General features: G+C 43.1%; 21 protein-coding genes and 1 other annotated feature. Of the genes, 3 read left to right on the top strand and 18 right to left on the bottom strand.

Annotated elements, in window-relative coordinates; translation table 11 throughout:
* Nucleotides 1-6: 6 nt before the first annotated feature.
* The 6 genes from AC4HAO_RS02420 to AC4HAO_RS02395 all read right to left on the bottom strand — a co-directional run bounded on the left by AC4HAO_RS02420 (nucleotide 7) and on the right by AC4HAO_RS02395 (nucleotide 5,215).
* Nucleotides 7-339: a ribosomal-processing cysteine protease Prp gene (locus AC4HAO_RS02420; protein WP_491093175.1), complete on the bottom strand. Its 333-nt coding sequence runs from the start codon at nucleotides 337-339 to the stop codon at nucleotides 7-9.
* A gap of 14 nt (nucleotides 340-353) precedes the next feature.
* Entirely contained in the window at nucleotides 354-668 is a 315-nt protein-coding gene (rplU, locus tag AC4HAO_RS02415) for a 50S ribosomal protein L21 (protein ID WP_491093174.1), read from the bottom strand.
* Nucleotides 669-706: 38 nt separating this feature from the next.
* Nucleotides 707-781, bottom strand: a sequence feature (ribosomal protein L21 leader region).
* 122 nt (nucleotides 782-903) lie between these two features.
* Entirely contained in the window at nucleotides 904-2,079 is a 1,176-nt protein-coding gene (locus tag AC4HAO_RS02410) for a CapA family protein (protein WP_491093173.1), read from the bottom strand.
* A gap of 149 nt (nucleotides 2,080-2,228) precedes the next feature.
* Nucleotides 2,229-2,801, bottom strand: coding sequence for a GNAT family N-acetyltransferase (locus AC4HAO_RS02405; protein WP_491134476.1), 573 nt, complete (start codon nucleotides 2,799-2,801; stop codon nucleotides 2,229-2,231).
* A complete protein-coding gene (gene thiI, locus AC4HAO_RS02400; protein ID WP_491134475.1) occupies nucleotides 2,798-4,012 on the bottom strand; it encodes a tRNA uracil 4-sulfurtransferase ThiI in 1,215 nt (404 codons plus the stop codon). The genes AC4HAO_RS02405 and thiI overlap by 4 nt, the downstream gene beginning before the upstream one ends.
* 57 nt (nucleotides 4,013-4,069) lie before the next feature.
* On the bottom strand, nucleotides 4,070-5,215 hold the full coding sequence (locus AC4HAO_RS02395) for a cysteine desulfurase family protein (RefSeq protein ID WP_491134474.1): 1,146 nt from the start codon (nucleotides 5,213-5,215) through the stop codon (nucleotides 4,070-4,072).
* Nucleotides 5,216-5,395: 180 nt separating this feature from the next.
* Here AC4HAO_RS02395 and AC4HAO_RS02390 point away from each other — a divergent pair, with 180 nt between their 5' ends.
* Together AC4HAO_RS02390 and AC4HAO_RS02385 are read left to right on the top strand one after the other, a co-directional pair.
* A complete protein-coding gene (locus tag AC4HAO_RS02390) occupies nucleotides 5,396-5,905 on the top strand; it encodes a hypothetical protein (RefSeq protein WP_491093170.1) in 510 nt (169 codons plus the stop codon).
* A gap of 5 nt (nucleotides 5,906-5,910) precedes the next feature.
* Nucleotides 5,911-7,149 (top strand): bifunctional folylpolyglutamate synthase/dihydrofolate synthase, encoded by a 1,239-nt coding sequence (locus AC4HAO_RS02385; protein ID WP_491134473.1) that lies wholly within the window; start codon nucleotides 5,911-5,913, stop codon nucleotides 7,147-7,149.
* Nucleotides 7,150-7,235: 86 nt separating this feature from the next.
* On the opposite strand, the gene gorA is transcribed toward AC4HAO_RS02385, so the two are convergent.
* From gorA to AC4HAO_RS02370, 3 genes are all read right to left on the bottom strand, one after another.
* Nucleotides 7,236-8,588: a glutathione-disulfide reductase gene (gene gorA / locus AC4HAO_RS02380; RefSeq protein ID WP_491134472.1), complete on the bottom strand. Its 1,353-nt coding sequence runs from the start codon at nucleotides 8,586-8,588 to the stop codon at nucleotides 7,236-7,238.
* A gap of 89 nt (nucleotides 8,589-8,677) precedes the next feature.
* Nucleotides 8,678-10,480: an excinuclease ABC subunit UvrC gene (gene uvrC / locus AC4HAO_RS02375; protein WP_491134471.1), complete on the bottom strand. Its 1,803-nt coding sequence runs from the start codon at nucleotides 10,478-10,480 to the stop codon at nucleotides 8,678-8,680.
* Nucleotides 10,481-10,824: 344 nt separating this feature from the next.
* The gene (locus tag AC4HAO_RS02370) at nucleotides 10,825-12,198 is read right to left on the bottom strand and encodes an NAD-dependent succinate-semialdehyde dehydrogenase (protein ID WP_491134470.1); all 1,374 of its coding nucleotides are present in this window, start codon (nucleotides 12,196-12,198) and stop codon (nucleotides 10,825-10,827) included.
* A 741-nt stretch (nucleotides 12,199-12,939) separates the two neighbouring features.
* On the opposite strand from AC4HAO_RS02370, the gene AC4HAO_RS02365 reads away from it, so the two are divergent.
* The gene (locus AC4HAO_RS02365) at nucleotides 12,940-17,172 is read left to right on the top strand and encodes a GH32 C-terminal domain-containing protein (RefSeq protein ID WP_491134469.1); all 4,233 of its coding nucleotides are present in this window, start codon (nucleotides 12,940-12,942) and stop codon (nucleotides 17,170-17,172) included.
* 94 nt (nucleotides 17,173-17,266) lie between these two features.
* Here the strand turns inward: AC4HAO_RS02365 and AC4HAO_RS02360 are convergent, their stop codons facing one another.
* From AC4HAO_RS02360 to AC4HAO_RS02320, 9 genes are all read right to left on the bottom strand, one after another.
* Complete coding sequence (locus tag AC4HAO_RS02360) at nucleotides 17,267-17,770, bottom strand: YkgJ family cysteine cluster protein (RefSeq protein WP_491134468.1); 504 nt, start codon at nucleotides 17,768-17,770, stop codon at nucleotides 17,267-17,269.
* A gap of 355 nt (nucleotides 17,771-18,125) precedes the next feature.
* The gene (locus AC4HAO_RS02355) at nucleotides 18,126-18,929 is read right to left on the bottom strand and encodes a transporter substrate-binding domain-containing protein (protein ID WP_491093163.1); all 804 of its coding nucleotides are present in this window, start codon (nucleotides 18,927-18,929) and stop codon (nucleotides 18,126-18,128) included.
* 14 nt (nucleotides 18,930-18,943) lie between these two features.
* Nucleotides 18,944-20,293 (bottom strand): adenylosuccinate lyase, encoded by a 1,350-nt coding sequence (purB, locus tag AC4HAO_RS02350; protein ID WP_491134467.1) that lies wholly within the window; start codon nucleotides 20,291-20,293, stop codon nucleotides 18,944-18,946.
* Nucleotides 20,294-20,306: 13 nt separating this feature from the next.
* Nucleotides 20,307-21,074: an amino acid ABC transporter ATP-binding protein gene (locus AC4HAO_RS02345; protein ID WP_491134466.1), complete on the bottom strand. Its 768-nt coding sequence runs from the start codon at nucleotides 21,072-21,074 to the stop codon at nucleotides 20,307-20,309.
* The gene (locus AC4HAO_RS02340; protein WP_491134465.1) at nucleotides 21,061-21,750 is read right to left on the bottom strand and encodes an amino acid ABC transporter permease; all 690 of its coding nucleotides are present in this window, start codon (nucleotides 21,748-21,750) and stop codon (nucleotides 21,061-21,063) included. The genes AC4HAO_RS02345 and AC4HAO_RS02340 overlap by 14 nt, the downstream gene beginning before the upstream one ends.
* Nucleotides 21,747-22,304: a GNAT family N-acetyltransferase gene (locus AC4HAO_RS02335; RefSeq protein ID WP_491134464.1), complete on the bottom strand. Its 558-nt coding sequence runs from the start codon at nucleotides 22,302-22,304 to the stop codon at nucleotides 21,747-21,749. The genes AC4HAO_RS02340 and AC4HAO_RS02335 overlap by 4 nt, the downstream gene beginning before the upstream one ends.
* Nucleotides 22,305-22,323: 19 nt before the next feature.
* A complete protein-coding gene (locus AC4HAO_RS02330) occupies nucleotides 22,324-23,643 on the bottom strand; it encodes an MmgE/PrpD family protein (protein ID WP_491134463.1) in 1,320 nt (439 codons plus the stop codon).
* Nucleotides 23,606-24,802 carry an aminotransferase class I/II-fold pyridoxal phosphate-dependent enzyme gene (locus tag AC4HAO_RS02325; RefSeq protein WP_491093157.1) on the bottom strand — a complete coding sequence of 399 codons (1,197 nt, stop codon included), beginning with the start codon at nucleotides 24,800-24,802 and terminating at the stop codon, nucleotides 23,606-23,608. The genes AC4HAO_RS02330 and AC4HAO_RS02325 overlap by 38 nt, the downstream gene beginning before the upstream one ends.
* Nucleotides 24,792-25,853 carry an iron-containing alcohol dehydrogenase family protein gene (locus tag AC4HAO_RS02320; RefSeq protein WP_491134462.1) on the bottom strand — a complete coding sequence of 354 codons (1,062 nt, stop codon included), beginning with the start codon at nucleotides 25,851-25,853 and terminating at the stop codon, nucleotides 24,792-24,794. Before AC4HAO_RS02320 ends, AC4HAO_RS02325 begins: the two co-directional genes overlap by 11 nt.
* Nucleotide 25,854 lies beyond the last annotated feature (1 nt).

Here is a 25,854-nt window from a genome sequence, read left to right as displayed (position 1 = left end):
GAAAACTTATTGAATTGCGGGTTTGGCCACATATTCGGAAGAATTTTCAGCCAGATTTTCTAAGCCGATAACAACCGAAGCGAAGAGTGTCTGCCAAACCTGATCTTGATTAGGAGTCATCTCCTGCGGCTTAATCACACGCAAGAAGCCTCCGCTATCTGCTAATTCCAATTCTAGTTCCATACCGGTCAGCTCTTCAACTGAATTAACAAAGTTGAGCGTCAGCATAGAAACCGAAGCACAGATCACATCAAAGCCATACTCACCACTGCCAGCATGACCTGAAATTTTCATTTCTGACCAGCCATCAGCGTCTCTTGTAAAAGTTGCTTTAATCATGATAGGCAAAACATTTAAGCGTTGATAGCGTTAATGACAACTTTAGTATAAGGTTGACGGTGACCTTGTTTGCGGTGGCTACCTTTTTTAGGTTTGTACTTGAAGGTAACAACTTTCTTTTGCTTACCTTGTTTTTCAACGGTACCCACAACTGTAGCGCCATCAACAAGTGGGCTACCGACCTTAGTAGAATCACCACCAACAAGAACGACTTGATTGAAAGTTACTTCTGCTCCTGTTTCAGCGTCAAGTTTTTCAACGTAAATTGCTTGACCGACTTCAACTTTAACTTGTTTTCCACCAGTTTTGATGATTGCGTATGTGCTCATTATGCACCTCCTATAAGATTTTGTTGTGAAGGAAATTCCCTCATGTGAAGACTCGCCTAACACCGTGAGTACGAAACTACTTGAAAACAGTGATCGAGCGGTTGCACAGGATGTGCATATAGTCAACGTTCTTAGTTTAGCACATCAGAAATGATTTTTCAAGATTAAAGTATTTTTTATGTTTGAAGCTTTCACCCGAATAAGTTTTTGCTAACATCTCATTTAGGTGATTAGCTCACTTCCAATGCAAATCAACGAGTTCATTCATCTCTTGATAAGCTACATCAACCTTTTCTTTCATGCTATCATCAAGGTCTTTTCGGTACTTCCCACCTTTAATAAAATCTTCCAAAACTAGAGTTTTGTAAGCATACTTTTGGTAGCCTTCATCGACAGTCTGACCAGTGTCCTGCCGCCAAACCATGGTTGGATGGGCCTTGACTGTTTTAATCGTGGTCGTCTTATCCTTTTTCTCGAACGTGACATCCATCAATAGGCCTCGCTCAGTCCAAATATCATCTACCGTTTCTTGACATTGGTTAGAAATAAAGTTTCCCATGGAATAAATAATAAATTTTTTTTGATGATCTTTTGTTACCACTTCTGATGGCTCTGCCACATGGGGATGTCCTCCGAAAATCACATCTGCTCCCCACTCAACCATCTTATGATATAGACTCCTTTGTTCATCGGTCGGAGTCCGCTGATACTCCACTCCCATCTGCGGCATTACAATAGTGACATCTGCCTCTTTCTCCGCTTCCTTTAGTTCCGACTTGATTTGCTTTTTGTCAAGATCAGATAAGTGCTTTTGATAATCACTTTTGCTGACATTGGCTTCCATGCCATTATAACCGTAAGAATAGCCCAAAATAGCTATTTTAATCCCATTAACCTTTTTTATAAGAAAGGGCTCTTTGCGACGATTTTTCTGATAAATGCCGATAGTATCTATTCCTAAATCATTGAAGGTTCGAGCTGTTTCAAGTGCGCCATCCAAATTAGAATCTAAGATATGATTGTGTGCTAAATCGACAACGTCATAGCCTGTTTCTTTCATAGTATCAGCTATACTTTTTGGAGCATTAAATAGGGGATAGCCAGCTAAGGGGTGGTCAGCGCTAATTGTTCCCTCGTAGTCTCCTAGTGCTAGATCCGCATCGGAGATCCAGTCTTTGACATACTGAAAGTAAGGGGCAAAATCATAAGAGCCATCTGTCTGCCGGGCACTCATATAGAGAATATCATGGATCAAAATATCACCATTAGCAACCACACGAGCAGTTTGAACAGAGGAGGCCTTGGACTTCCCCTGCATCTTGATAACATCGTGAAGAGCTCCAAAAGCTAAAATGGCTAAAATCAGGGTCAGACAGATTAGGCTGGCCTTCGGGATTGAATTCTTTTTCATTTTGGTCCTCCTTCTTGCCCATCATTATATCATGATTACGCTTCCATAAAAAGAGGTCGTTAATATGATTTTTGAAGGACTGATAAAAACAACCAACCTTCCCAATGACAGTGCTTGTAGCCATGCCTAAGAAAGGTTGGTTATCTTTTTTAATGATCAATAGTTTCCACTCTGACCTTAATCCTAGCTGCTTCAATCTGCTTAGCTAGCTCAACAAAATCTTCAATGAGCACATTGGAACGGCTAGCCATAACTTGATACTGCTGGCTGTCTTCGTAATAATAATAAGGGATCAAGTGGTAGTCGTTGGCTTGATAAAAGGCGAGGCGGCGCAGGCGCTGAGAGTAATTGCCTGCGCTCGTATCCAAAGGCTCAATCACTAGGATACAGGGGCAGTCTCCAGCCTTTTGGGCTACTGCCTTAAGGATAGTACTGCCATAACCTTTTGAGCGCAGGTCTTTCGGAACAGCTAAGAATAAGAGATAATAGACCTTGTCCGACTTCAGACTGTAAGTAAAGCCGCAAAAGTTACCCCCGTCAAAATAAGCTGTAAAGTCAGCATATCCGCCCATAAGGCAGTTTATCAGCCAAGAAAGTGGCAGACGTTCCCACTCTGGGAAGGCAGATTCATAGAGCTCCTTAACTATTTGAAGATATTTGGAATCGGACGCAAGAGAAACTTCAGATAGACGCTTTACCTTATTCTGTACTGGTTTTGTCACAGCAGATCCTCGATCAGTTCGTCGACAGCATCATTTTCCTCTTCTGGGGTAATCTCAGAAACCGTAATGCCTTTAACAGCACGCTCAGTGAGGCCCTCAATGTCCAAGCGAGCCTCGTATTGCTCAACATTTTTGATTTTAGGATTAGTTTTAGGGCGGTCAGGTGCAAAAATGGTGCAGCAATCTTCAAAAGGCTGTATAGAAATCTCAAAGGTATCGATTTGCTGAGCAATGTCAATAATTTCCAGCTTATCCATAGTAACCACTGGACGGATAACAGGAGTTGTCGTCACCGCATTAATAGCCTGCATTGACTCTAAGGTTTGACTGGCAACCTGTCCGAGACTTTCGCCATTTATGATGACCAAACCATGGCGTTGCTCACGAATCCGATCGGTAATTCGCATCATAAAGCGACGTGTTAGGGTCATGAGGTAAGCTTCGGGTGCTTTTTCCTTAATTTCTTCCTGAATTTCCGTAAAGGGAACTTCAATAAACTGGATATTACCGCCGAACTTTGTCAGTTTACGTGTCAAATCATGAGCTTTTTTAAGGGCGCCCGGACTGGTGTAAGGAGGACTGGCAAAATGGACCGCTTCAATATCTACTCCTCGCTTGAGAGACAAATAACCCGCTACAGGTGAATCAATACCACCTGAGAGCATGAGCATTCCCTTACCAGCTGTGCCAACTGGCAGACCCCCAGCTCCCTTGATTTCTTCGTGAGAGATATAAGCCGCTTCATCACGGATTTCTACCTTGAGGGTAATATCAGGCTTTTTCATCTGGGCCTCGATAGCAGGGAGGACATCAAAGACAGCTCCACCAAGATCTTGATTGAGCTCACGACTGTCCAAGGCAAACTTGTGATCACTGCGTTTGCTGGCAACCTTGAAGGTCAGGCCCTCATGGTAGAGGTCAGTCATAATATCTTGAACAGCCTTCCGCAGGGTTGGCATATCCTTTTCTAACTTATAAACTGGCGAAAAAGCCTGGATCCCAAAAATTTGCCTGAGACTTTCTGCAACGGGATAGTAGTCAGTCCCATTGAGGAAAACGTGACCACGGTCGCGGTCAGCTGTTACCTTGACATCAGGATAGATAGCAAGGACATCCTCAATATTGCGCTTGAGTTTATTGATGAAACGCATGCGATTTTTCCCTTTAGTCGAAAGCTCACCGTAGCGAATCATAATTTCAGAATACTGCATATAATCTTTCAAAAGTCCGACGATCAACTGCCGGACACCCTTTCTTCTTACTAATCCTTAACGGACCTTTTTTGTCTTTGCATAAACCTGTTTGAAAATGGTTAGGAATTGCTCGACCTGACTCATATCATTATCATCATCTAGACTGACTCGAACGGCTGTCTGAGCTTCCTTGCTTGGTACTCCCATCGAAATCAGTGTACCAGCAGGTTTACCAGCCTTAGAGGAACAAGCGCTGGTCGTGGAGATATAAATTTGACGCTCTTCAAAAGCATGCACCACTACTTCTCCCCTTACCCCCTTGATACCAAAGGTTAAAATATTGGGCACAAAATCATCACTGATATCCGAGAAAACAGTAATATCGTCATAATTTGTTAATTCATCATAGATGATCTTCTTCATTTTGGCAAGACGAGAAAGCGCCTCCGCCTCTTTATCTAAAGTCAGTCGCAAGGCCTTAGCCATAGCTGCAATGCCAGCTAAGTTTTCAGTAGTTGATCGTAGGTCTTTTTCTTGACCGCCGCCCGTCAAAAGAGGATTGATACGCTTGCCAATCTTCTTATAGAGAAAGCCGACACCACGGACGGCATGAAACTTGTGTCCTGAAAAGGAAGCAAAGTCAACTCGGTCAGTCAGATAGCTGGCAATTGGTATCTTTCCAATAGCCTGAACAGCATCCACATGGAAAGAGACGGTCGGCCGATCAGCTAAAATGTCTGAAATAGCGTGGATAGGTTGAATCGATCCGATTTCGTTATTAACGGCCATGACTGAGACCAAGATGGTATCCGGTCGCAGGAGGCCAGCCAACTGTTCTACATCTACAAAGCCCCGGCTATCAACAGAGGCATAAGAAACCTCAAATCCCTGGGTAGACAACCACTTAGCCGACTCCTTGACAGCAGGGTGCTCGATATCTGAAACAATAATATGCTTACCATAAGGGGCTTTTTCAAAAGCCAATCCTTTGAGCGCCCAGTTATCGCTCTCAGTCCCGCCAGAGGTGAAAAAAATTTCCTCAGCTGACTTGCCTAATAGTTGAGCAATCTGCTTGCGAGAAGCCTCAAGCAAGCGGGTCGCTTGCTCACCAAGGCCATGAAGGCTGGAAGGATTACCGAAAATCTTAGTGGCCACCTCTTGATAACTGCGAAGAACTTCGGGATAGGGCAGGGTTGTTGCTGAATTATCAAAATAAATCATAGTCGTTCCTTTAATAGTCAATTAGCATTATTATAGCATAATTTAGTAAGCAAGAGACAGGCAGAAAACCGATTCGAGGCTCAGACAGAAAGAGGAAAGCATGTACTACTTTATATAAGAAATTTTCTCCAGATTTTGGTAAACTAGTAGCTAGAAAACTTTTTAAGGAGAAAATTCGCCATGTCTCAATATTCACGTTCACAACGCAGCAAGAAAGAAAATACAGAACTTAGCCACACTCCAATCCGTCGAGAAGCCAAAAAATCTATCCCTAAGGCGAGAGCTACTAAGAAAATTACCCGAGGTGCCAAGAAAGGTTTCTCAGCACTGCAAAAAATAGTGGCCATTGCAGCAGGGCTGGTAACTATTTCGGGGGCACTGGGTTATTTTGCCATTTCCCGCAATAGTTCAAATAGCGATAAATCATCTGACACTTCTACAACAACGGTTATTAAAGAAAAAGAGGATAGTAATAGTCAAGCAAGTTCCAGTGGTGCTAACAGCGGCCAAACACAAGATGGCCAGCAAACAGGGGATCAAAGTCAAGGACAGGATCAAAACGGAGGCACGGCAGAATCTGCAAGCGACCAAGGAGGTCAGACTGACCAAGGGCAAACTGGTGGAGACGCTGGTAACACGGCTGACCAAGGGCAAGCTGGCGGAGATGCTGGCCAAACACCTCAACAATAACACCAATGCTAACCTATCAAGAAACCTTACAGGCTATCCACAGCCACAAAGCTAATGGACGCCGGCCTGATATCAGGCGATTAAGTTGGATATTAGATAAGCTGGGAAGGCCCCAAACAGGCTTTCCCAGTCTTCATATTGTCGGAACTAATGGCAAAGGCTCAACTACTGCCCTGCTCCAAGCTGTCTTTAGCCAGGCAGGCTACAAGACGGGAACCTTTACCTCGCCCTTTATCACTCGCTTTAATGAAAGAATAGCTGTTGACGGTCAGCCTATCGGCGACCAGGATCTAGTAAAAACTTTTGATTTAGTCCGCCCCTGGTTAGAGAAACTTGCTGAGACAGAACTGGGAACTTTGACAGAATTTGAATTAGTCACTGTTCTTGCTTTTCTGTATTTTGAGCGTATACAGCCAGTTGATATGGCCATCCTCGAAGCCGGTGTCGGCGGGCGTTTTGATTCAACTAATATCATCACCCCTTTAGCAACCATCTGCACTTCTATTGGCTATGATCATTTGGATACTTTGGGCAATCGTCTGGAAGACATCGCCTGGCATAAGGCAGGAGCCATCAAATCTGGACGGCCGATAATTCTTGGACCAGTCCCTCAGCAAGCTCAAATCGTTTTTGAAAATGAAGCCAAGCAGTTACAAGCTCCCTTCCATCAAGCTGGTCGGGACTTTCGGATTGAAGATACCAGCAATGGCTTTGATTTCAAAGGTCCGTTGGGCAGTTTGCAACATTTAAGCCTGAGTCTTCTCGGGTCTCACCAGCAAAATAATGCAGCCTTGGCCATTGAGGCCAGTCTCCTTCTTCAAAAAAATTTCCCTAAGATCGATGAGGATGCAATCAGGACTGGTTTACGTTCTGCTTTCTGGCCCGGTCGCGGCGAACTAATCAAACCTAACATTCTGCTGGACGGAGCCCATAATCCTCAAGGAATTGCTGCCCTGATTGACCTTTTAAAAACAGATTTTTCAAGCTACTCTAAACAGCTGCTTTTTGCAGGCTTGAAGCGAAAAAATCTTTCTGAAATGTTAGCGCTGCTGGAGGGTCTGGAGCTCAGTGTCACTACTTTTGCTTTCCCAGAGGCAGCTGACTTAGCAGACTATCCTGAAATCTACTCAAAGGTTGCTGATTTTCGCGAATGGCTGGATAGAGCCAAGGATTCAGGTAATCTTTTTGTCGTGACAGGCTCTCTCTATTTTATTTCAGAAGTCCGCCGTTATCTTTTGGATTAAAAGAACTAGCTAAAATCCCAAATCATGAATTGATCTGGGATTTTTCGTCTTTTATCTTTGGGCTATTTAGTGCAGATTTCTTAGCTTTACCGCATGGTCACAAATTCTTCCGCACCTGTCGGGTGGATGGCAACTGTACTATCAAGATCAGCTTTGGTAGCTCCCATCTTGATCGCAACCGCGAAGCCTTGAATCATTTCGTCAACACCGTAGCCGATACCGTGGAGGCCGACAACCTTTTCATCTTCACCTTGAACAACTAATTTCATGCGAGCCACTTGGCGATTGTCAGCCAAGGCTGTATACATAGAAGTAAAGGATGAGGTATAGACTTTGATTTGATCTTTCCCATACTGCTTAATGGCTTGTTCTTCCGTCAAGCCGACCTTGCCCATAGCTGGATGACTAAAGACCACTGTTGGGACATTAGTGTAGTCCATCTTAGCTACCTTTTGACCATTGAAAAGGCGCTCCGACAGTTGGCGGCCAGCCTTGATAGCAACCGGCGTTAGCTCGATCTTACCATTGACATCACCGATGGCATAGACACCTGAAACATTGGTGTTTTCATACTCATCAGCTTGGATAAATCCTTTATCATTGAGAACCACGCCTGTATTTTCAAGGCCGTAGCCCTTAGTGTTTGCAACGCGGCCAATAGCCCAAATAATGACGTCAGTCGTATGTTCCTCACCATTTTCAAAGCTGAGCGTTAAAGAGCCATCTTCATTTTTCACTACTGCCTTTGGTATACAGTATTTATGCAGGGTTGGACCGTCTTTTGTCATCTCTTCCATGAGGGCATCGGTCAGGTAGTTGTCCCAATTGCGAAGCGGCCGATCCTTGCGAACAAAAAGATGGGCATCACTGCCTAGGGTATGAAGGAGACCAGCAATCTCAACACCGATATAGCCAGCTCCCACAATAGCCACGCGCTTAGGTACTTCATCCAACTCAAAAAAGCCATCGGAAGTAATACCATACTCAGCCCCTGGAATTTCAGGAATAAGGGCATGACCGCCAGTTGCAATAAGGACATGTGGTGCTGTATAGGTTTCACCATTAGCTTCCAGCGTGTGGGCATCGATAAAGGTAGCATAGGCATTGAGAACCTCAACACCATTGGCGGCAAAGCCGCGCTCATAAGAGCCGTGAATCCGGTCGATATAGGCTTCTCGATTATTTTTAAGGGTCATGAAGTCAAAGTCAACATTTCCAACAGTAAAGCCATACTCACCAGCATATTTGTGGATACTCTCAGCTACCTGCGCCCCGTACCACATGACTTTTTTGGGTACACAGCCGCGGTTGACACAGGTTCCGCCAGTTTCCGCAGCTTCGATTAAGAGAACCTTAGCGCCGCGAATGGCTGCGCGGTTTGCTGAGGCGATTCCACCAGAACCGCCGCCGAGGACAATATAATCGTATTCTTTTACCATAAGAATCCCTTTCTATCGTTTCAGTAGACTTAGAGTATCATAAATAGGGAAGGCAGGCAATTTTTAGCTACGCTAAAAACCGAGGCTGTCTACTCGGTTTCATTTTTTTTCTCAACAACTTCCTTACTTAGCGCTGCTTTAACTGCCTCTGCAACCTTGCGCGGGACACCACAATTGATTATATCCTCAATATCAGCTTCTTGAATCTTAGTCAGGCTCTTGTAATGTTTGAGCAGGAGCTGCTTGCGTTTCGGTCCAAGGCCAGAAATGCCGTCCAATTTGGAGCTGAAGCTATTTTTGCTGCGAACCTGACGATGAAAGGTGATAGCAAAGCGGTGGACCTCTTCTTGTACGCGCTGAAGGAGAAAGAATTCCTCGGAGTTCCGTGGCAAATCAACAACTTCCAGAGGCTCACCGAAGAGCAACTCATGGGTCTGGTGTTTATCATTCTTTTGAAGACCTGCAATAGGAATGTCTAAGCCTAGACGGTCTTGGATGACCTCTTTTGCAATATTGACCTGACCTTGTCCACCATCGATCACGATTAAATCAGGTGGTGTCAAACCATCTCGCATGACCCGACTGTAGCGCCGATAAATAACCTCACGCATACTGGCATAGTCATCTGGGCCAACAACCGTCTTGATTTTAAACTTACGATAGTCTTTCTTATTGGGTTTACCGTCAACGAAGACGACCATAGCAGCAACTGGACTAGTTCCTTGAATATTGGAATTATCAAAGGCCTCAATACGGCGAGGGGCTGGGATATTGAGCAATTCTCCAAGATTTTCAATAGCTCCCTTGGTCTTTCTAATATCTTTTTCCAAAAGGTCAAACTTTTGCTGCAGACTGACTCTGGCATTCTTGGTCGCTAGGTTGACTAACTGCTTCTTCTCGCCACGCTGTGGTTTAATAACCTTGGTTCCTACGACCGCCTTGACAAGCTCAGCATCAATATCCTGCGGAATAAAAACTTCTTTAGGTAGAAAGTGCTTGCTCTCACGATAGAATTGACCGACATAGGTGAGAAAATCCTCTTCAGGCTCATTGTAGTAGGGAAACATATTGACATCCCGCTGAATGAGCTTGCCCTGACGGACGAAAAAGACCTGTACACACATCCAACCCTTGTCGACATAATAGCCAAAGATATCGCGATCAATCATATCTTGGTTCATGATTCGCTGCTTGGTACGCAGGGTACTGATAGCTTCCAAAAGATCACGGTACTCGGCAGCTCGCTCAAACTCCATCAGCTCTGAAGCTTTGAGCATTTTATCGCGGATTTGATCGACAATCTTATTATCCTTGCCGTTGAGGAAATTTTTGACATCCTCTTTGAGACCGTCCCAGTAAGCCTGATCAGTGTGGCAAACAGTGTGGGCATTGCATTGTCCTAAATGATAGTAAAAACAAACCTTATTAGCTGGATTGGTACATTTTTTAAAAGGGAAAATACGATCCAGCAGACGCTTAATCTCGGTTGCTGCTCCTGAATCGGGGTAAGGACCAAAATAAATCCCATCTTTGCGGTGAACCTGACGGGTAATCATGAGGCGAGGATAAACCTCGTTAGTAATCTTAATATAAGGGTAGGATTTGTCATCCTTGAGCCGAATATTATACTTGGGCATATTCTCCTGAATCAGATTGATTTCTAGGAGAAGGGCTTCGGTATTGGATCCCGTGACGATATACTCAAAATCGGCGATTTCTGAGACCAGCATCTCCGTCTTCGTATCGTGACTGCCATGAAAATAAGATCGCACCCGATTTTTCAGATTCTTAGCCTTTCCCACATAGATGATAGTACCATTTTTGTCCTTGTGGATGTAGCAGCCAGGACTAGCTGGCAACAGTTCCAGTTTATGTTTTATCAGTTCATTCATAGGTTTATTATAACAAAAACTAGAAGCGATTTTTGCATTTGAACAATTATGGCCCCTACCTGGCAAATTGCTAGGAGAAACCAAGCAAAGTATATCCTCTTGCCTAGCTTATTTGCTGCTCCTCCTAGTGATTAAGCCGCTAGAGATAGCATCATTACAGTTATTCCTTGACACTTCCTTATCTTTTTATGAAACCGAAAAGAAGCTGAATTTAAACTCAGCTTCTTTTTAAATTGAAGGCCAAGGCGCTGTCTAGATACTCGGCCTATTTATTGGCAACGGGTGATTATAAATCCATCCCAGTTAACACTTATTTTTCAACCCTTGGCCTCAAATCCAATTCATTAGTTGTTTGGCACAAAGACCAGATGTTCATTAACAAAGGCATCAAAACCAAGCTCACTGAGTTCACGACCATAGCCAGAATTCTTAATACCACCGAATGGCAGCTCTGGATGGGAGGTCCAACCAGAATTGATAAAGCTCATGCCAGTCTCAATTTGAGCAGCAACGGCTTTGGCATGGTCAAGATTTTTACTAAAGACAGTGCCACCTAGACCGTAGCTAGAATCATTAGCCAACGCTATAGCTTCTTCCTCTGAATCAACCTTGTAAATAGAAGCGACAGGTCCAAAGATTTCCTGATTATAAATAGGGTTGTCCTTGGTAATATCAGTTAACACAGTTGGCTGGACAAAGTATCCAGGATGATCAATCTCTTCATTACCGTAAACGACAGTTGCCCCACTGTCAACGGCTAATTTTATCTGACCGAGTACCTCTTCTTTAGCTCCAGCAGAAGACAAAGGTGCCAGAGTAGTCTCTGGATCCATTGGATCGCCCCATTTGGCAGATTTGAAGGCTTCAACTACCATATCCACAAATTTGTCATAATGATCCCCAACAACAATAAACCGTTTGGATGAGGTGCAGACTTGTCCTGCATTGTAGAGACGAGCAAAGAAAATGGTTTCTTTCAGAAGATCAAAATCAGCATCTTCCAGAATGATAAAGGCATCATTGCCACCTAGCTCCATTGAAGATTTCTTCAAATTTGCTCCCGCTTCACCTGCAATAGAAGCACCGCCACGTTCAGAACCTGTCAGACAGACGCCGACAATACGTGGATCAGCAATAGCTTTGGAGACCTGATCATAACTTAGGAACAGATTCTTAAAAGAACCTGCTGGTGCACCCGCTTCAGCTACTAAATCTTCAAAGGCTTGAGCAGAGGCTGGGCAAATAGAAGCATGCTTAAGGATCATGGGGTTTCCTACCATAAAATTAGGAGCAAACACCCTCATCACCTGATAGAAAGGAAAATTCCAAGGTTCTACTGCCAACAAGACACCCGTGGCTTGCTTAATATAGTAGCCTTCGCCATTGATCTTTTCAAGAGGCTTAGGCTGTAAGAAAGCTTCAGCTTTATCTGCAAAATAATCAGCGATTTCTGCGCAGAGCTCTACTTCTCCTTGCGCCTCAGTAAAAAGCTTTCCCATATCTTTTGTCATGACTTCAGCATATTTGTCACGATCGCGACGCAATAACTCAGCCACTTTGTGCAGCTGTTCCTTGCGTTCTTGCAAATCAGCTTTTGCCCGCCATTCCTTGTAAAGCGCATGCCCATTGGCTAGAGCTTGTTCTAAATCTGCATCAGTTGCATTATCAAAAGAGTTCAGCACCTCATTCGTGTAAGGATAAGTCGTCTTATAAGCCATAATTATTCCTCCTTATATTTAAGACACGGCAGAGACTTCTTGTCTAAGCGCTCGCTCTTGATAACAAACGAGATTGAGAGACAAAAAGACCTGTTTAAGGAAATTAAGCCTGCACTCAACGACTAAGAACCAAGAGGACCTGCGTAAGTACCACCTGCGCCTACAGGTTTATTATAGCACTACAGAAAACGTTTTCAAGCATTTGAATTACCTTCCCTAATTTTTTAAATCCACCCTATGATGCCTGATCCCTGAGCAAGGCAGATTCCAGAAAAAATAAAGCTTTTGTTGTTATCAGTAGATCAACTGCGATCCTTTTTTTCTTCCTGGCACTGTCGTCAGTCTATGGCGAATAATAAAGGGAAGTAAGTCTGGCCCTAGATTTTTATCAGGAACAGAAAGGGGCCTTTTTATACTAGAGAAACTGAATCCTTGTAGCTAATTGGCTTGGGACTGCTCCTGCATGCAATAAGGAAAACATAGCTTCTGAACAGATTTATCTTCAGTACTCGATAAATTCTTGGATTTTTGTTTTCTCAGTGAATAATGCAATCAAGATCCACTGACCAGATAATGATAATTCCTTCTAATATTTTCTGAAAAGCAGAAAAGATATAGTGGAAGGTTTCTGCCTATTTTTACATGACATTTGTCATTGCAAGAGATGACTAGCGTGAGTTGTAAAGCGCTTACATTAAAAATATAATTTGTTTGTAAAATTTAAAAATGAGGTGATGTGTTATGAAGAAAGTCTATTCGCAAGAGACAAAACCCCAGCATTGGTACATGCATAAGCGTGGTAAACAATGGGTTTACGGCTGTGCTTTAGTAACCATTATAGGTGGTCTAGCTCTCTGCACCCCAGTTTTAGCTGATGAGGTAGTATCAGGGGATAGTGCTGTAAATCTAGTGTCTAATGAATCCATAAAGGATGGCGCAAACTTGGAACAACCGACAACAGAAGAAACAGTCACTCCTGCTGATTCACAAACTGTTGTTGAAGCTCCACAAGCAGCCTCTTCTTTCGCTCACTCTGAGGCATCTGTCAATGGTCAGCAAGAAGGTGACAAGGCGACAGCAGAAGATACAAAAGGTAATAGCAAACCGTCGACAAGCCAAGTGACAAACCCAGCTGCTGAAGCTGCCGTAGAAAAACCAGCATCTACTCCTGCCATTCAAGATACTGGCTATCATACAAATTTGACCAATTTCACAGCAGCTAATGGTACTTGGGAAGAGCGCGACGAAGGGCTCTATAGCAATGCGCTTGGTCAAGGAGACAGCTGGTATTTATCCGATGTTAAAGCCAGTGACTTTGTCTACTCAACAGATGTTAGGTTTTTAAAAGACCAAGGGGCTGCAACCTTAATCTTTAGGAGTGTGGATCCTAACAACGTTCAAAATAGTTATGCCTTAAATATCGACGGCGGCAATAAAAAGAGTAAGTTCTGGCGTTGGGACAAGGGGCAAGATCAGCAATTAATCGACGAGCGCTCTATCGAACCTACTGCAGATGCTACTTACCATTTAACAGTTGTGTCTATTAACAATTGGATTTCCTGCTATATTAATGGCCATCTAGTCGCTTCTACTGGCGATTATACCATTCAAAAAGAGGACAAGGGTCAAAATACTGTTATCAAAGAGGGTTACTTGGGTCTGCTTAACTGGAATGGCGAGATGATCTTCCAAAACACTTACTACAGTCCTATTTCTGAGAGCTTCACACCTGAGATTAACGATATTAGCGTGACCTCAGACAAGGGTCAGGTAGAAGCTAAAGGACAATTTTTACCCAATGCACCGATTCATATCCAATATGTTGATAACGCTGCTGCAACTGTCAAATTAGCCATTAGCCCTAAGAGCGATAAGTCTCAAATCACGATTACAGATAGCTCAGGTAAAGAGTATCAAGTCAGCGATGATATCCCTGTCGCTGTGGGGGCCAATTATTTGACTGTGACAAGTACTGTTACTGATAAGGCTGGCAATCAGGCAACCTTAACCTACCGTATCAATGTTCACCGGCGTCAAGCTAAGGAAGTTTATTACAATGAACTCTTTCGAGATCAGTACCACTACTCTGTCAAGGACGGTTGGGGTAACGATCCGAACGGTTTGGTTTACTATAAGGGGAAATACCACCTTTTCTACCAGTTTTATGATGATCAAGTTTGGGGACCGATGCATTGGGCTCATGCAACCAGCACTGACCTAATTCATTGGGAAGAACAACCGATGGCTCTCTATCCTGATGCCAATGGAACCATGTTTTCTGGCTGTATCGTTGTTGACGAACACAATACCTCTGGATTCTTTAAGGAGGGACAAGGAGGATTAGTTGCCTTAGTAACAGCTGATGGTAATGGCCAACGTATCAAATTAGCTTATAGTTCTGATGAAGGACGAACTTGGACTAAGGTTGATCAAGTCGCTGCTGATTGGTCCAATGATCCGCTGCAAACGAAAGACTTCCGCGATCCCAAAGTCTTCCATTGGAACAACAAATGGTTTATGGTACTAGCTGGCGGTCCGCTTCGCATCTACTCTTCAGATAACTTAAGAGATTGGACAGTTGAGTCTACTTATCCTGATCTCCACACTGAGTGTCCTGATCTCTACCCTATCCAAACAGATGACGGAACTGTAAAATGGGTATTATCCCGCGGTGGCCGTTATTATAAAGTTGGTGATTTCAAGCCTGTTGACGGTAAATGGACTTTTGTCGCTGATGAAGCCTATAAAAATTCCGATGGCATCATGAATTTTGGGAAAGATTCCTATGCTGCTATGACTTATTATGTTCAGGACTTTGGAACTGATGACCACCCAACGATTCCCAAACTGACTGAGCTAAACTGGATGAATACTTGGGATTACTGCAATCTAATCGCTAAAACTGTAGACCAGGATTTCAATGGTACCTATAATCTAAACCTTCAACTTGGACTGACAAAGGAAAACGGAACCTACTACCTGACGCAAACACCAATTGAAGCTTATGAAAGCCTGCGTGATACGGACAAGGCGATTATCTACAAGGATGTTGCAGTAACATCCCAAAACGATCTGCTCAAAAATGTGCAGTCGGATACTTATGAAATTGTATCGACCTTTAGGCCTAGCGCTGCGACTACAAAACTTGGCTTTAAACTTCGTCAATCGCAGGATGAAGAGACTGTTGTCATTTATGACTTGACCACTCAGGAACTTTCTATTGATCGGACAAAATCTGGTGTTATTATCAATGATAAGTTTGCTGATATCAATAAACAAACAGTCACAACCAATGCAGATGGTAGTATTTCCCTACATATTTTTGTTGATCGAGCAAGTGTTGAAGTTTTTACCAAGGGAGATACAGTCACTGGGGCTAATCAAATTTTCCCATCTCCTAATAGCTTAGGTGCCAGTGTCTTTGCAGAAGGCGGCGATACCAAAGCTGATATTGCCTTTTACCCGCTCAAATCCATCTGGAATGATAAAGTTCAAACAGATGCTCCTTTTAAATTATCAGGTATTGGTCAAGCAGAAACACGGTTAAATGTCGGTCAAGCGACTACATTTAACGCTCTGCTGGCACCGGGAACTGCTCGGCAGGAAGTTACTTGGACAGTGGATCATCCAGAAGTACTTAACATCGCACAAGACGGTTCTAAATTAACTGCCAGAGCGATTAAGGCTGGAACAGCAACGGTTACAGCGACGGCGAAAGAAAATCCGAGTCTGACTAAATCCTTTACTATTTCCGTTTTTGAAGATAACTTCAAAACAAACCTCAACAATCTTAAAGCTATTTCAGGTCAATGGGTGATTGATGATAAGGAATTATTGGATAGTAATTCTAGCGCCAACGATGCCTTTATGACAGCGGAGCAGGTACCTTATTCTGAATACACCTTAGAAGCCGATGTTAAATATCAAAAAGGACTGGTAAATATTTTCTTCGCTTCTCCTGCGGCCGACCCTGCTAATGCCTACGCCTTCCAACTCGGTGAGGGGGCTAGTGTTAGACTCTATTACTTCCAAGGAGATACGATAGCTGAGGCACCTCTGGCCAAGGCCCTAAATGACAATCAATATCATCACCTTCTTATTTCTAAAACCCAAAATGCCGTCTCACTGAGCATTGACGGTCAAGTGGTCATGACGCATCAATTTGACGATGCTAAGGAGTACTTCAATAAAGCTCATGTAGGAGTTGGGCTCTGGGACGGTGCCGTGGCCTTCCAAAATCTTTACCTTAAACCTCTCACTCAAGAAGGGCCACAAGTAGGCTGGTTTGAAACTGATAATCATTGGTTTTACAGAAAAGCTGATGGGGAGCTGGCAAGGGGCTTAGCGCAAATTGACGGCTACACCCACTACTTTAACGCTGATGGTTCCCAAGTCAAAGGAGATTTCGCATCACCTGACGGCGGACAAACTTGGTACTATCTCGATAAGGACAGTGGGCATGTCTTGACTGGTGAGCAAATCATCAGTGGCAAGCGCTACACTTTTGATGAAACCGGTAAGCAAATTAAGGGGCGCTTTGTTACTCCTGATGCTGGTAAAACTTGGTATTATCTCGATAAAGATAATGGTTTGCGAGTTACCGGCCTTCAAACTATTGATGGTTATACCCACTACTTTAACGCTGATGGTTCCCAAGTCAAAGGAGATTTCGCATCACCTGACGGCGGACAAACTTGGTACTATCTCGATAAGGACGATGGGCATGTCTTGACTGGTGAGCAAATCTTCAGTGGCAAGCGCTACACTTTTGATGAAACTGGTAAGCAAATTAAGGGGCGCTTTGTTACTCCTGATGCTGGTAAAACTTGGTATTATCTCGATAAAGATAATGGTTTACGAGTTACCGGCCTTCAAACCATTGATGGCAAAACCTATCTTTTTGACAACGATGGCCGACAAATAAAAGGGGAAACTTGGATTATTGATCCTAATACTGGAGAAATAAGAAAGTAGTATTTCCAATCTGACACCATAGTTTTCTTCAGTAGAGTAGGCCAAAATACACAAAACAGCTGCGTCTAGTAAGGCGTAGCTGTTTTCGTATGGATTAAACTGACACTCTCTCCTTCAGCTTCTCAACAAAGAGATAAGCCGCTGGGCAAAAGAGAGTATTTTTGATAGTCAAGTGATTGATTTGATAAATCTTTTTACGATCAGTATGGGGAAAGGCGGCACAGGCCTTAGGGCGCACATCGTAGATGGAACAGAGATTATCCTCACCTAAGAAGGGGCAAGGCATACTCTGAAAGACCTTATCGCCGTCTTCATCCGTATGTAGATACATCTCCTCAAAAGCCGGTAACTTCATGTGAAAATGCTTAGCAATCCGCTGGATATCAGCTTCAGTAAAGTCTGGCCCCAATGTACGGCAGCAATTCGCACAAGCCAAACAATCAATTTCCTTAAAAACTTCGGTATGTACTTCCTGCACAATTTTATCTAGATTTTTCGGTGCCTTTTTCTTTAGACCCGACAAAAATTTACGATGTTCCCTTTGCTTCTGCAAGGCTAGCTCACGGTACCTTTCAATATCAACGCTGTTTTTAGACATAGCAGCACCCTCTAATAGCTTTTTCCCTTATTATAGCATAGAAAAAGGCAGATTATTACGAAAAAAGGACAGCACACATACATGATGGCGACGTTACCATGTGTGTGCTGTCCCAGCCTCATTCATAAAAAGGCAAACAGAGTTTGACCTTTTTGTAAAAAAAATTCTGAGACTAAAAGAGGCCACACTACTAATAACCTAAATCGGCTCTATAGCTTCTGGTGGGATTCTACCCACTACAGCTGACAAAAGAACCCCTAAATCCTTACAGCAGTGTGACACCCTCTTGATTCTAAGCCCCAGAATGTCCTGATTCCCATTTAAGCTGAGGCAGCCACTTCAATATTCTTTTTAATTACTTTTGGTTACCATAAGAAGCATCGATACCGGAGAAATATTTCTTAGATAGCCTAGCGATGGTCCCATCTTTTTCAAGGTCGGCTAGGGCAGCGTTAACCTTCTTGCGCAAATCCTTATTTTTTCCTTTGGCAAAGGTCAAGGCGATATTTTCTTGACCAAGATCACCATCAAGCACTTTTAAGTCAAGATTTTTCTGCTGGATAACAGCTGATAAAATCGTTTGAGCATTGGCATAGCCATCAACTTGTCCTTTCAGCAGCCCTTGTAAGACTGCCTCCCGATCATCAAAGGTTTGAATAGTAACGTCATCCTTGAAATGTTCCTTAACAACATTGATTTGATTTGAACCGACAGTTGCACCGATTGTTTTTCCCTGAAGTTCCTCAACATTGGTATAAGCAGCATCTTTTTGAACAGCAATGCCATATTTAAAAGTTGCATATGGTGTTGAAAAATCGTAAGTTTGTTTACGTTCACCTGTTATGGCCACACTTGATGCGATGGCGTCCACCTTATCACTAGTTAGAAGACCGAACAAACCATCAAAGCTAGTCGTTGTAAATTTAACTTTATAACCTATTTTTTTGCCGACTGCTCGAGCAACCTCGACATCAAATCCTGTTAATTTTGAACCGTCCTTATAAGAACCTGGGAAACTGACACCAGTTGTCGCAATTCTCAGAGTTTTATCGTCCCCCGAATGTGCGGTGTGTTGTTTAGTGTAAGATTGATAACCAACAATAGCGATAACGACTAGGATAATGAGACTAGCTAGTGTTAAAAATGTTTTTTTCTTCATAAATACCTCTTTCTTTACTCTGCCAATTGGGCAAGGATCTTATCTATCTTGGCTAGGCTCTCCCCAATATTATTCTCAGGAGTGACCCAGCTGAGAAGTTCTTCTCTAGTAACGTATTTTTGAACCTCAGGGAGCTGATAAAGTAAGGAAATAAAATCTTGATGAGTCTCAATGGAAGTCATGGCAGCTTCATAAACCAAGTGATGGGCAGTTTGCTTGCCCAGTATCTTTCCTAGCTCAAACATGATACGCTCAGCGTAAGGCAGGGCTCCCTGCTTATTTAAATTATCTGTCATGGCTTGAGAATTGACGTCAAGTTCTGACAGAATATAAGTAGCATTGACAATCTGAGCATCAAGATAATTAGTGATTTCCGGCAGGGCAACCCACTCATTGCGCCAGTGGATAGCATCCCTCTCTCCATCCATCAATAAGGACTGCAGCAGTAAGTCAAAATCTTTAAATACTGGCTGGGTCAGGCTGGCTAATCCTTCAATCAGGGCAGGATTACGCTTTTGAGGCATCGTCGAAGAACCAACCTCTCCTGCGATGAAAGGTTCATGAACCTCATCAACTTCAGTCTTCATCATGGTAAACAGCTCACGCCCTATTTTTCCAAGTAATCCAGAGTAAATCGCTAATACAGATCCAAATTCTGAAAAACGATCACGCGCTGGCTGCCAAGAGATATTGGGCACAGCTAATCCTAACTTAGACAGTGTCAGTTCTTCAACAGCTTGACCTTGACCAGAGAAAGAGGCATAGGTCCCAACTGCTCCACTGATGCTGCCAACAAAGACCTCATTCTCAGATAATTGACGCAAACGCCGCTTACTGCGCAACAACTCATCTAGCCAGATAGCCAACTTAAAACCAAATGTAATGGGGATAGCATGAATACCATGAGTTCGGCCAATCATCAAGGTAGCACGATACTCTCTAGTCAAATTAGCCAAGGCAGTAATAAGCTCTTGCGTATGCTGGAGTATTATCGCATAAGCTTCTTTGACCTGCAGCATCGTCCCCGAATCAACAATATCCTGAGTTGTTACGCCATAGTGGACGAATTCGCCAGCCTGTCCTCCTACCTTTTCTTGTAATCCCTGAATAAGAGCAATCAAAGAATGGCGCTTTTCAGCACTTTTTTTCTGAAGCTTGACTAAGTCAAAGTTTTCAACATGTGCTTTCTCTGCTATCAATTGAGCTGCTTCTTGAGGAATAATATCCAGCTCGCCCTCAGCTTGGGCTAAAGCAGATTCAACCATCAGCTGCTTAGCTATTTTATTAGTATCACTCCATACCTCACGCATTTCAGGCGTTGAGAAATTGCCTCGCAGCAATACTGAATCTAGTACACTTACCATAACTCTCCCCTTCCTATAACTCAGCACTTTCCATTGATCCATGATAAAGTGAATTGACAAATGAACGGACACGATCATGGGTACTGTCTGATGACAAGAGTAACTTTGCAGGGCCCTGAGTTAAAACTTTTCCATCTTCAAGAAATATCACCTGATCCGAAATTTTACGGGCAAAGTTCATTTCGTGGGTGACTAGAACCATGGAAATGTCTTCCTTGGCCAAATCTGCAATGACATCTAAAACCCCTTCAACCATCTCAGGATCCAATGATGATGTTGGTTCATCAAATAAAATAATTTGGGGTTTAAAGGCAATGGCACGTGCGATAGCAACCCGCTGCTGCTGTCCTCCAGATAAAGTAGCTGGGTACTGTTCAATAAATTGTGACAGACCAACCCTTTCTAATGATGTTTGAGCGATAGCTTCAGCTTCTTTACGATTAGCCTTATTAGAAAGAATCAAGGGTTTTGCAACGTTATCCAAGACGTTATAGTTTTTGAATAGGTTAAAATGCTGAAATACCATTGTAGAATACTGCCTAATACTATGAATTTCCCGCTTACCAATACTACCAGCCTTTACTGTAGTATCACCAACTGTCAGCTGTCCTTGAGAGGGTTCCTGCAGCAGATTCAAAATTCTAAGCAAGGTAGTTTTCCCAGAACCAGAAGGGCCTACCAGGGTTGTTACTTTGCCTGCTTCTATCGACAGGTTGATATCTTCGAGAACAGGTCTGCCTCCCAAAGTAACAGCTAGATTCTCTAATTCAATGAATGCCATCGGTAGTCCTCCTATACGGTTTTTCCAGTTCTTCTTCGATTTGGTTTTGCAAAGCACTATAAAGTACTATCACCAACCAGTAAAGTAGACCAGCTGCTAAATAAGTTTCAAAGTATTTAAAAGACTCTCCTGCAACCATCTTAGCATTGCCAAACAGTTCTGTAATTCCTAATGTAAAAGCTAATGAGGTCTCCTTTATAAGACTAGCAAAGGTATTGCCAGTAGCTGGTAGAGCATTTAAGGCCGACTGAGGTAGGATAACATGAAGGAATAACTTCCAAGGGGAGATAGTCAACGTTTGACCAGCTTCAATCTGACCCTTATCCACCGAGCTAACAGCCGCTCTAAAAATCTCTGACAAATAAGCTGACTGCTTGAGTCCTAAACCGACAATAGCTGCCGTCAAAGCAGTCATCCCTTGAAAGACAGGAAAGATCTGGGGAAGTCCATAAAAAATAAGGAAAAGTTCAACCAAGGTCGGCATTCCCCGAAAAAGAGAAATATAAAATTTTGCAAAATAGCGTAAAAGAGCCCAGCGGCTTAACTGCAACCACGTCATGACCGCCCCAACGAGGATAGCCAAAACCATAGCAATAATGGCTAAAAACAAAGTAATGGGCAGGTAGGCGATTAGCCTTGCAAATAAGCTGAAAAAATACTCCCAATCAAAATTCATACTAAATTCCTTTCTGTTAACAATAGCTTTAACGCGTCATCTTTTACTTGGTTTAGGGCTCTTTTATCTAAAATCTTGATCAGGTAGACTGTTTTATGATCAGAAAACAGTTGTTTCTCATCTAGGTAAGCGAAACCCATACGTTCATAGGCTTCTATCAACCACGGATGTTCTTTAGCCGTACCTAAGGTAACAGCTGGTGCTCTAAGTTGTCGGGAAAGATAGTGGTCAATAACATCCATGACTAATGATTTGGCCAATCCCTGATTCTGATAAGCAGGGAGAGTCGCTATCCAGCCCAAGTGTGGTAAACAATAGGGTCCGGGATTTTTAGACCATGGAAATCGGACAGCCGTTGACGCTACAATTCTACCCAACGGCTCCGTTTTTACAAAGATAGGCGTAGAGTACAGATGGTCTTGCAAGTCATCTTCATTAATTGTAGCAGCTGCGAAATGAATCCCCCGCGCTTCATTATCCGCATAGGCTTTTTGAAAAAGATTTTTTAGTTCGACGACCTCTGCCAGACCTGCTTGTACTAAAACTTCTGACATAACCTGCTTTCCTTTCCAATTAATTGAAAATATCTTCTAATATAACCTCCCTGTACTGTAAAGTCTGCCACAGAGATGGGGCCTTCTCTCCTATAATCGCTTGCCACTTCACCATCAATTCATCTAAACTATAAGGATTGTTAGGAGAGCCTTTAGGAAATTGAACTTTGGCAGTCACCTTTGAGCCAGTCGATAACGTAAGGGTGACTTCTGCTGGACGTTCATCAGTCTGAGCCAAGGGGAGAGGATGATGACGCTTAATTTTGGGTAAAAAGTCTTTAAAAGATTGCAACACAGGCTTAGCGCTAAAATCATTTTCGGTGGCTTCGCCCTTGGTCAGTCCTAGCCAAACAATGTATTCTGCAGAAAACTTGCCTTCTAACCCTGTCTTAGGACTTGTCTTTGTCAGAGCCAGATCGCCCTTTTCCGGGAAACCAATCTCAACGGCTATAATATCTGACGGAGAAATTTTTTTGGTATATAGTTCAAGAGAAGCATCGTATGCTGAATTTGCAGCCGAGCAAAATGAGGTTCGCTTAAACCAAAGTCCAGGCTTAAGTATCTGAGGTGGCGAAAACCAGTGTTGATTAACCAGTGAGAAGTCTAGCTGGCCACCAATAATTTGCGGCCACCCTTTGGGACTATCAAAGATATCAACATTAGCTGTGAGGCCTGAACTGGCCAAATGATAGGCATTGACCGCACGTTGAGCAGCCCAGCCAGCGTTTAAAGGCTTACCATCAGTACCTTCCTGAAGGAGATAGCCACTAGTTTGATTTATGGCTAGGGACATAAGCATCGCAGCCTCATCACCACTTACGCGTTTTAATTTAACAATAGCTAGTGCTGCTGCTAAAGTTCCAATCGTCGCTGTCGAATGCCAGCCCATCTCTGCATGCTGCGGTTGAAGTTGCTGTCCCACTAAACCCGCAGCTTCAACTCCTGTAAGGTAAGCCAGCAAAAAATCTTCAAGGTCACTCTGGGCATCCGCGACAGCAAACAAGGCAGAAAAGATAACACTGGAGGGATGTCCTCGATAATTGGCTTGGACATCATCTAAATCATCATAGTGGGCAGCCATACCTAAGAGCAAGGCAGCACTCTCTCTTGCAGCCCTATTCTCACTTGCTGCCCATAAATTTTTAAAAGAAAAATCTTCCTGCTGATAAAAGCGGTGCAGGGCGCTCACATGTGGGTGTCTGCTCCCTTTGTAGTAACAGGCGAGATAATCCATCAAGGCTAGACGCGCTTGATATAGACTAGACGTCAACTCATCTGAAACCAGAGGCTTCTCTAAACAATCAATCAGCTGATAAATGTGAGGTCGTAAATCTTTCATAGACTTGCAGCACCCTTTCCAAACCTTCTAAAATTGTTTGACTATCAGTCACTAAACTGATACGAACGTATCCCCTCCCCGATGGACCAAAAACACTGCCAGGGATAAGGGCAACATACTCTTGTTCCAGAAGTTCTCGTACAAATTCCTGATCGTCTACCCCTTGGGGTAATTTGAGCCAAAGAAAAAAGGTTCCATCAGATTCGTATACAGGCAATTGGTGCTGCTTTAAGAAATCCACAGCCAATCTCTGCCTTTTCCGATAGAGAGCCCTTAAGCTGGCCCGCTGATCTTGTGTATGGTTCAAAGCATACTCGGCTGCATCCTGAACTGCGCCAAAAGTCCCACCAACAGAGTTTTTTATATAATCAGCTAGTAGAGCAATTATAGTTTTGTTCCCCACAGCGTAGCCTATCCTCCAGCCGGCCATATTAAAGGTCTTGGAGAGCGATGCCACTTCTACACCAATTTCTTTAGCGCCCTTGGCCTGTAAAAAACTAGGAGCAGGTTCTGTGAAATTAATATCGCCATAAGCAAAATCATGTACAACAAGAATATTATACTGTTTGGCAAAAGCAACTGTCTCTTCAAAAAAAGAAAGAGGGGCTCCGGCACCAGTTGGATTGTTTGGATAATTTAAAAACATCAATTTGCTTCGTTTTAAAACATCATCAGGAATATCGCCATATTTGGGCAAGAATTTATTATCTTCTAGCAAGGGCAAGGGGTAGACATCAGCCCCGGCCATTTTAATACCTGTGTCATAGGCAAAAAATGCGGGATCTGGTGTCAAAGCAAAATCCTGAGGATCCATTAAAGCCATCGGTAAAGCTGTCAGACTGGCTAGAGAACCGCTAAAAACAGTCACTTCGTCGCTAGTCAAGGAAACGTGATATTCTCGTTTATAATAATCAATAATAGCTTCCTTTAAACTTAATTTCCCACCATAAGGAGGGTAACCTTGATTTTCTGGCTTTTGAACAGCTTTCTGCATGTATTTTACAATTTCAGGAAAGGTAGCTTGGTCTGGATTGCCTCGACCCAGATTGATCACTTTTTTCCCATCGCCCTTCAACTTTCGAATAATCTCCTGCTGCTGCGAGGTATAGTGAGCTTGTTTACTGGCCATTCGTTGAGAAGCACTAATTTTAATAGCCATAGCTGCCCTCCTTTAATTGCTGAATGACACTGGCAATCTCCCCTATTGTGGCATCAGGAAAAATTGTCCGAAAGCGATAATCCTCAGGCCTAGCCAGATAAGGTACCAATGCTTCGATAGCAGCTTCATCTGTCAAATCTAAATCGGCCAAGGACAGGGGCAAACCGAGTTGGCGATAATAAGTGATAATTTCTCGAGTTAATTCCCGATTGCCTTCCAGTAAAACCTGAAAAAGATTCCCCAAGGCTACAATTTCACCATGTGTGCTACGATCCGTCGGTTTAACTTTGACATACGCATTGTGAAAAGCGTGGGCAGCAACACTCATACCATCTTTATCAGCAATACCATCTACTGAGGCAGCTACTAGAAAAATTGTGTCGATAAAATTGATGAGAGCTTTTCCAGTCAATGACTGGTAGTCTGTCACGCTCAACATCTCACGCCGGCACAGCTCAATATAAAAACGCCCAATCTCTATTGATAACAGATCTGCCTTATCATTTGTCAACCGTCGCCGAATCTCATAAAATTTTGCTAGAGTATCACCAATCCCTGACAGTACATAGGAACGTGGTGAACGCACCAACAATTCAGGATCCAGTAAGACGACATCGACACTTTTATTATGCCTCACGTTATCAATTTTTTCGTGGGTTTGTGAATAGATGATACTCTTTGTGGTCAAGGCAGCACAATTTGATGGCACTGTCTGAGAAGCTATGATTGGAATTTTCAGGTGATCTGAAACCATTTTGGCTGTATCCATTAACTGTCCACCGCCAAAAGCAAGAATAGCATCATGCTCTTGAAAAATTTCCACAAGGCGGTCAATTTCTTCAAAAGTACAATTGCCCTCAAAGTAAGTCAGAGGATAGATTTCCAGAAACCTATCTGGTAAATAGTCTTTTATAACTTGGTAAACAGTTGTGTCCGTTAAGATCCGGGGATTTTTTAAACTATATCTATCAATAATCTCAGGCAGCTGCGCCAGAGCCCCTGGCTCATTGATATATTCCGAAGGGCTGAGTCGGATTATCCTATTTACCATA

It is taken from the genome of Streptococcus sp. ELY_137 (assembly GCF_058314515.1).
Note: the sequence above shows the minus strand (reverse complement) of the source record. Positions and strands in the feature narration are given on the sequence as shown.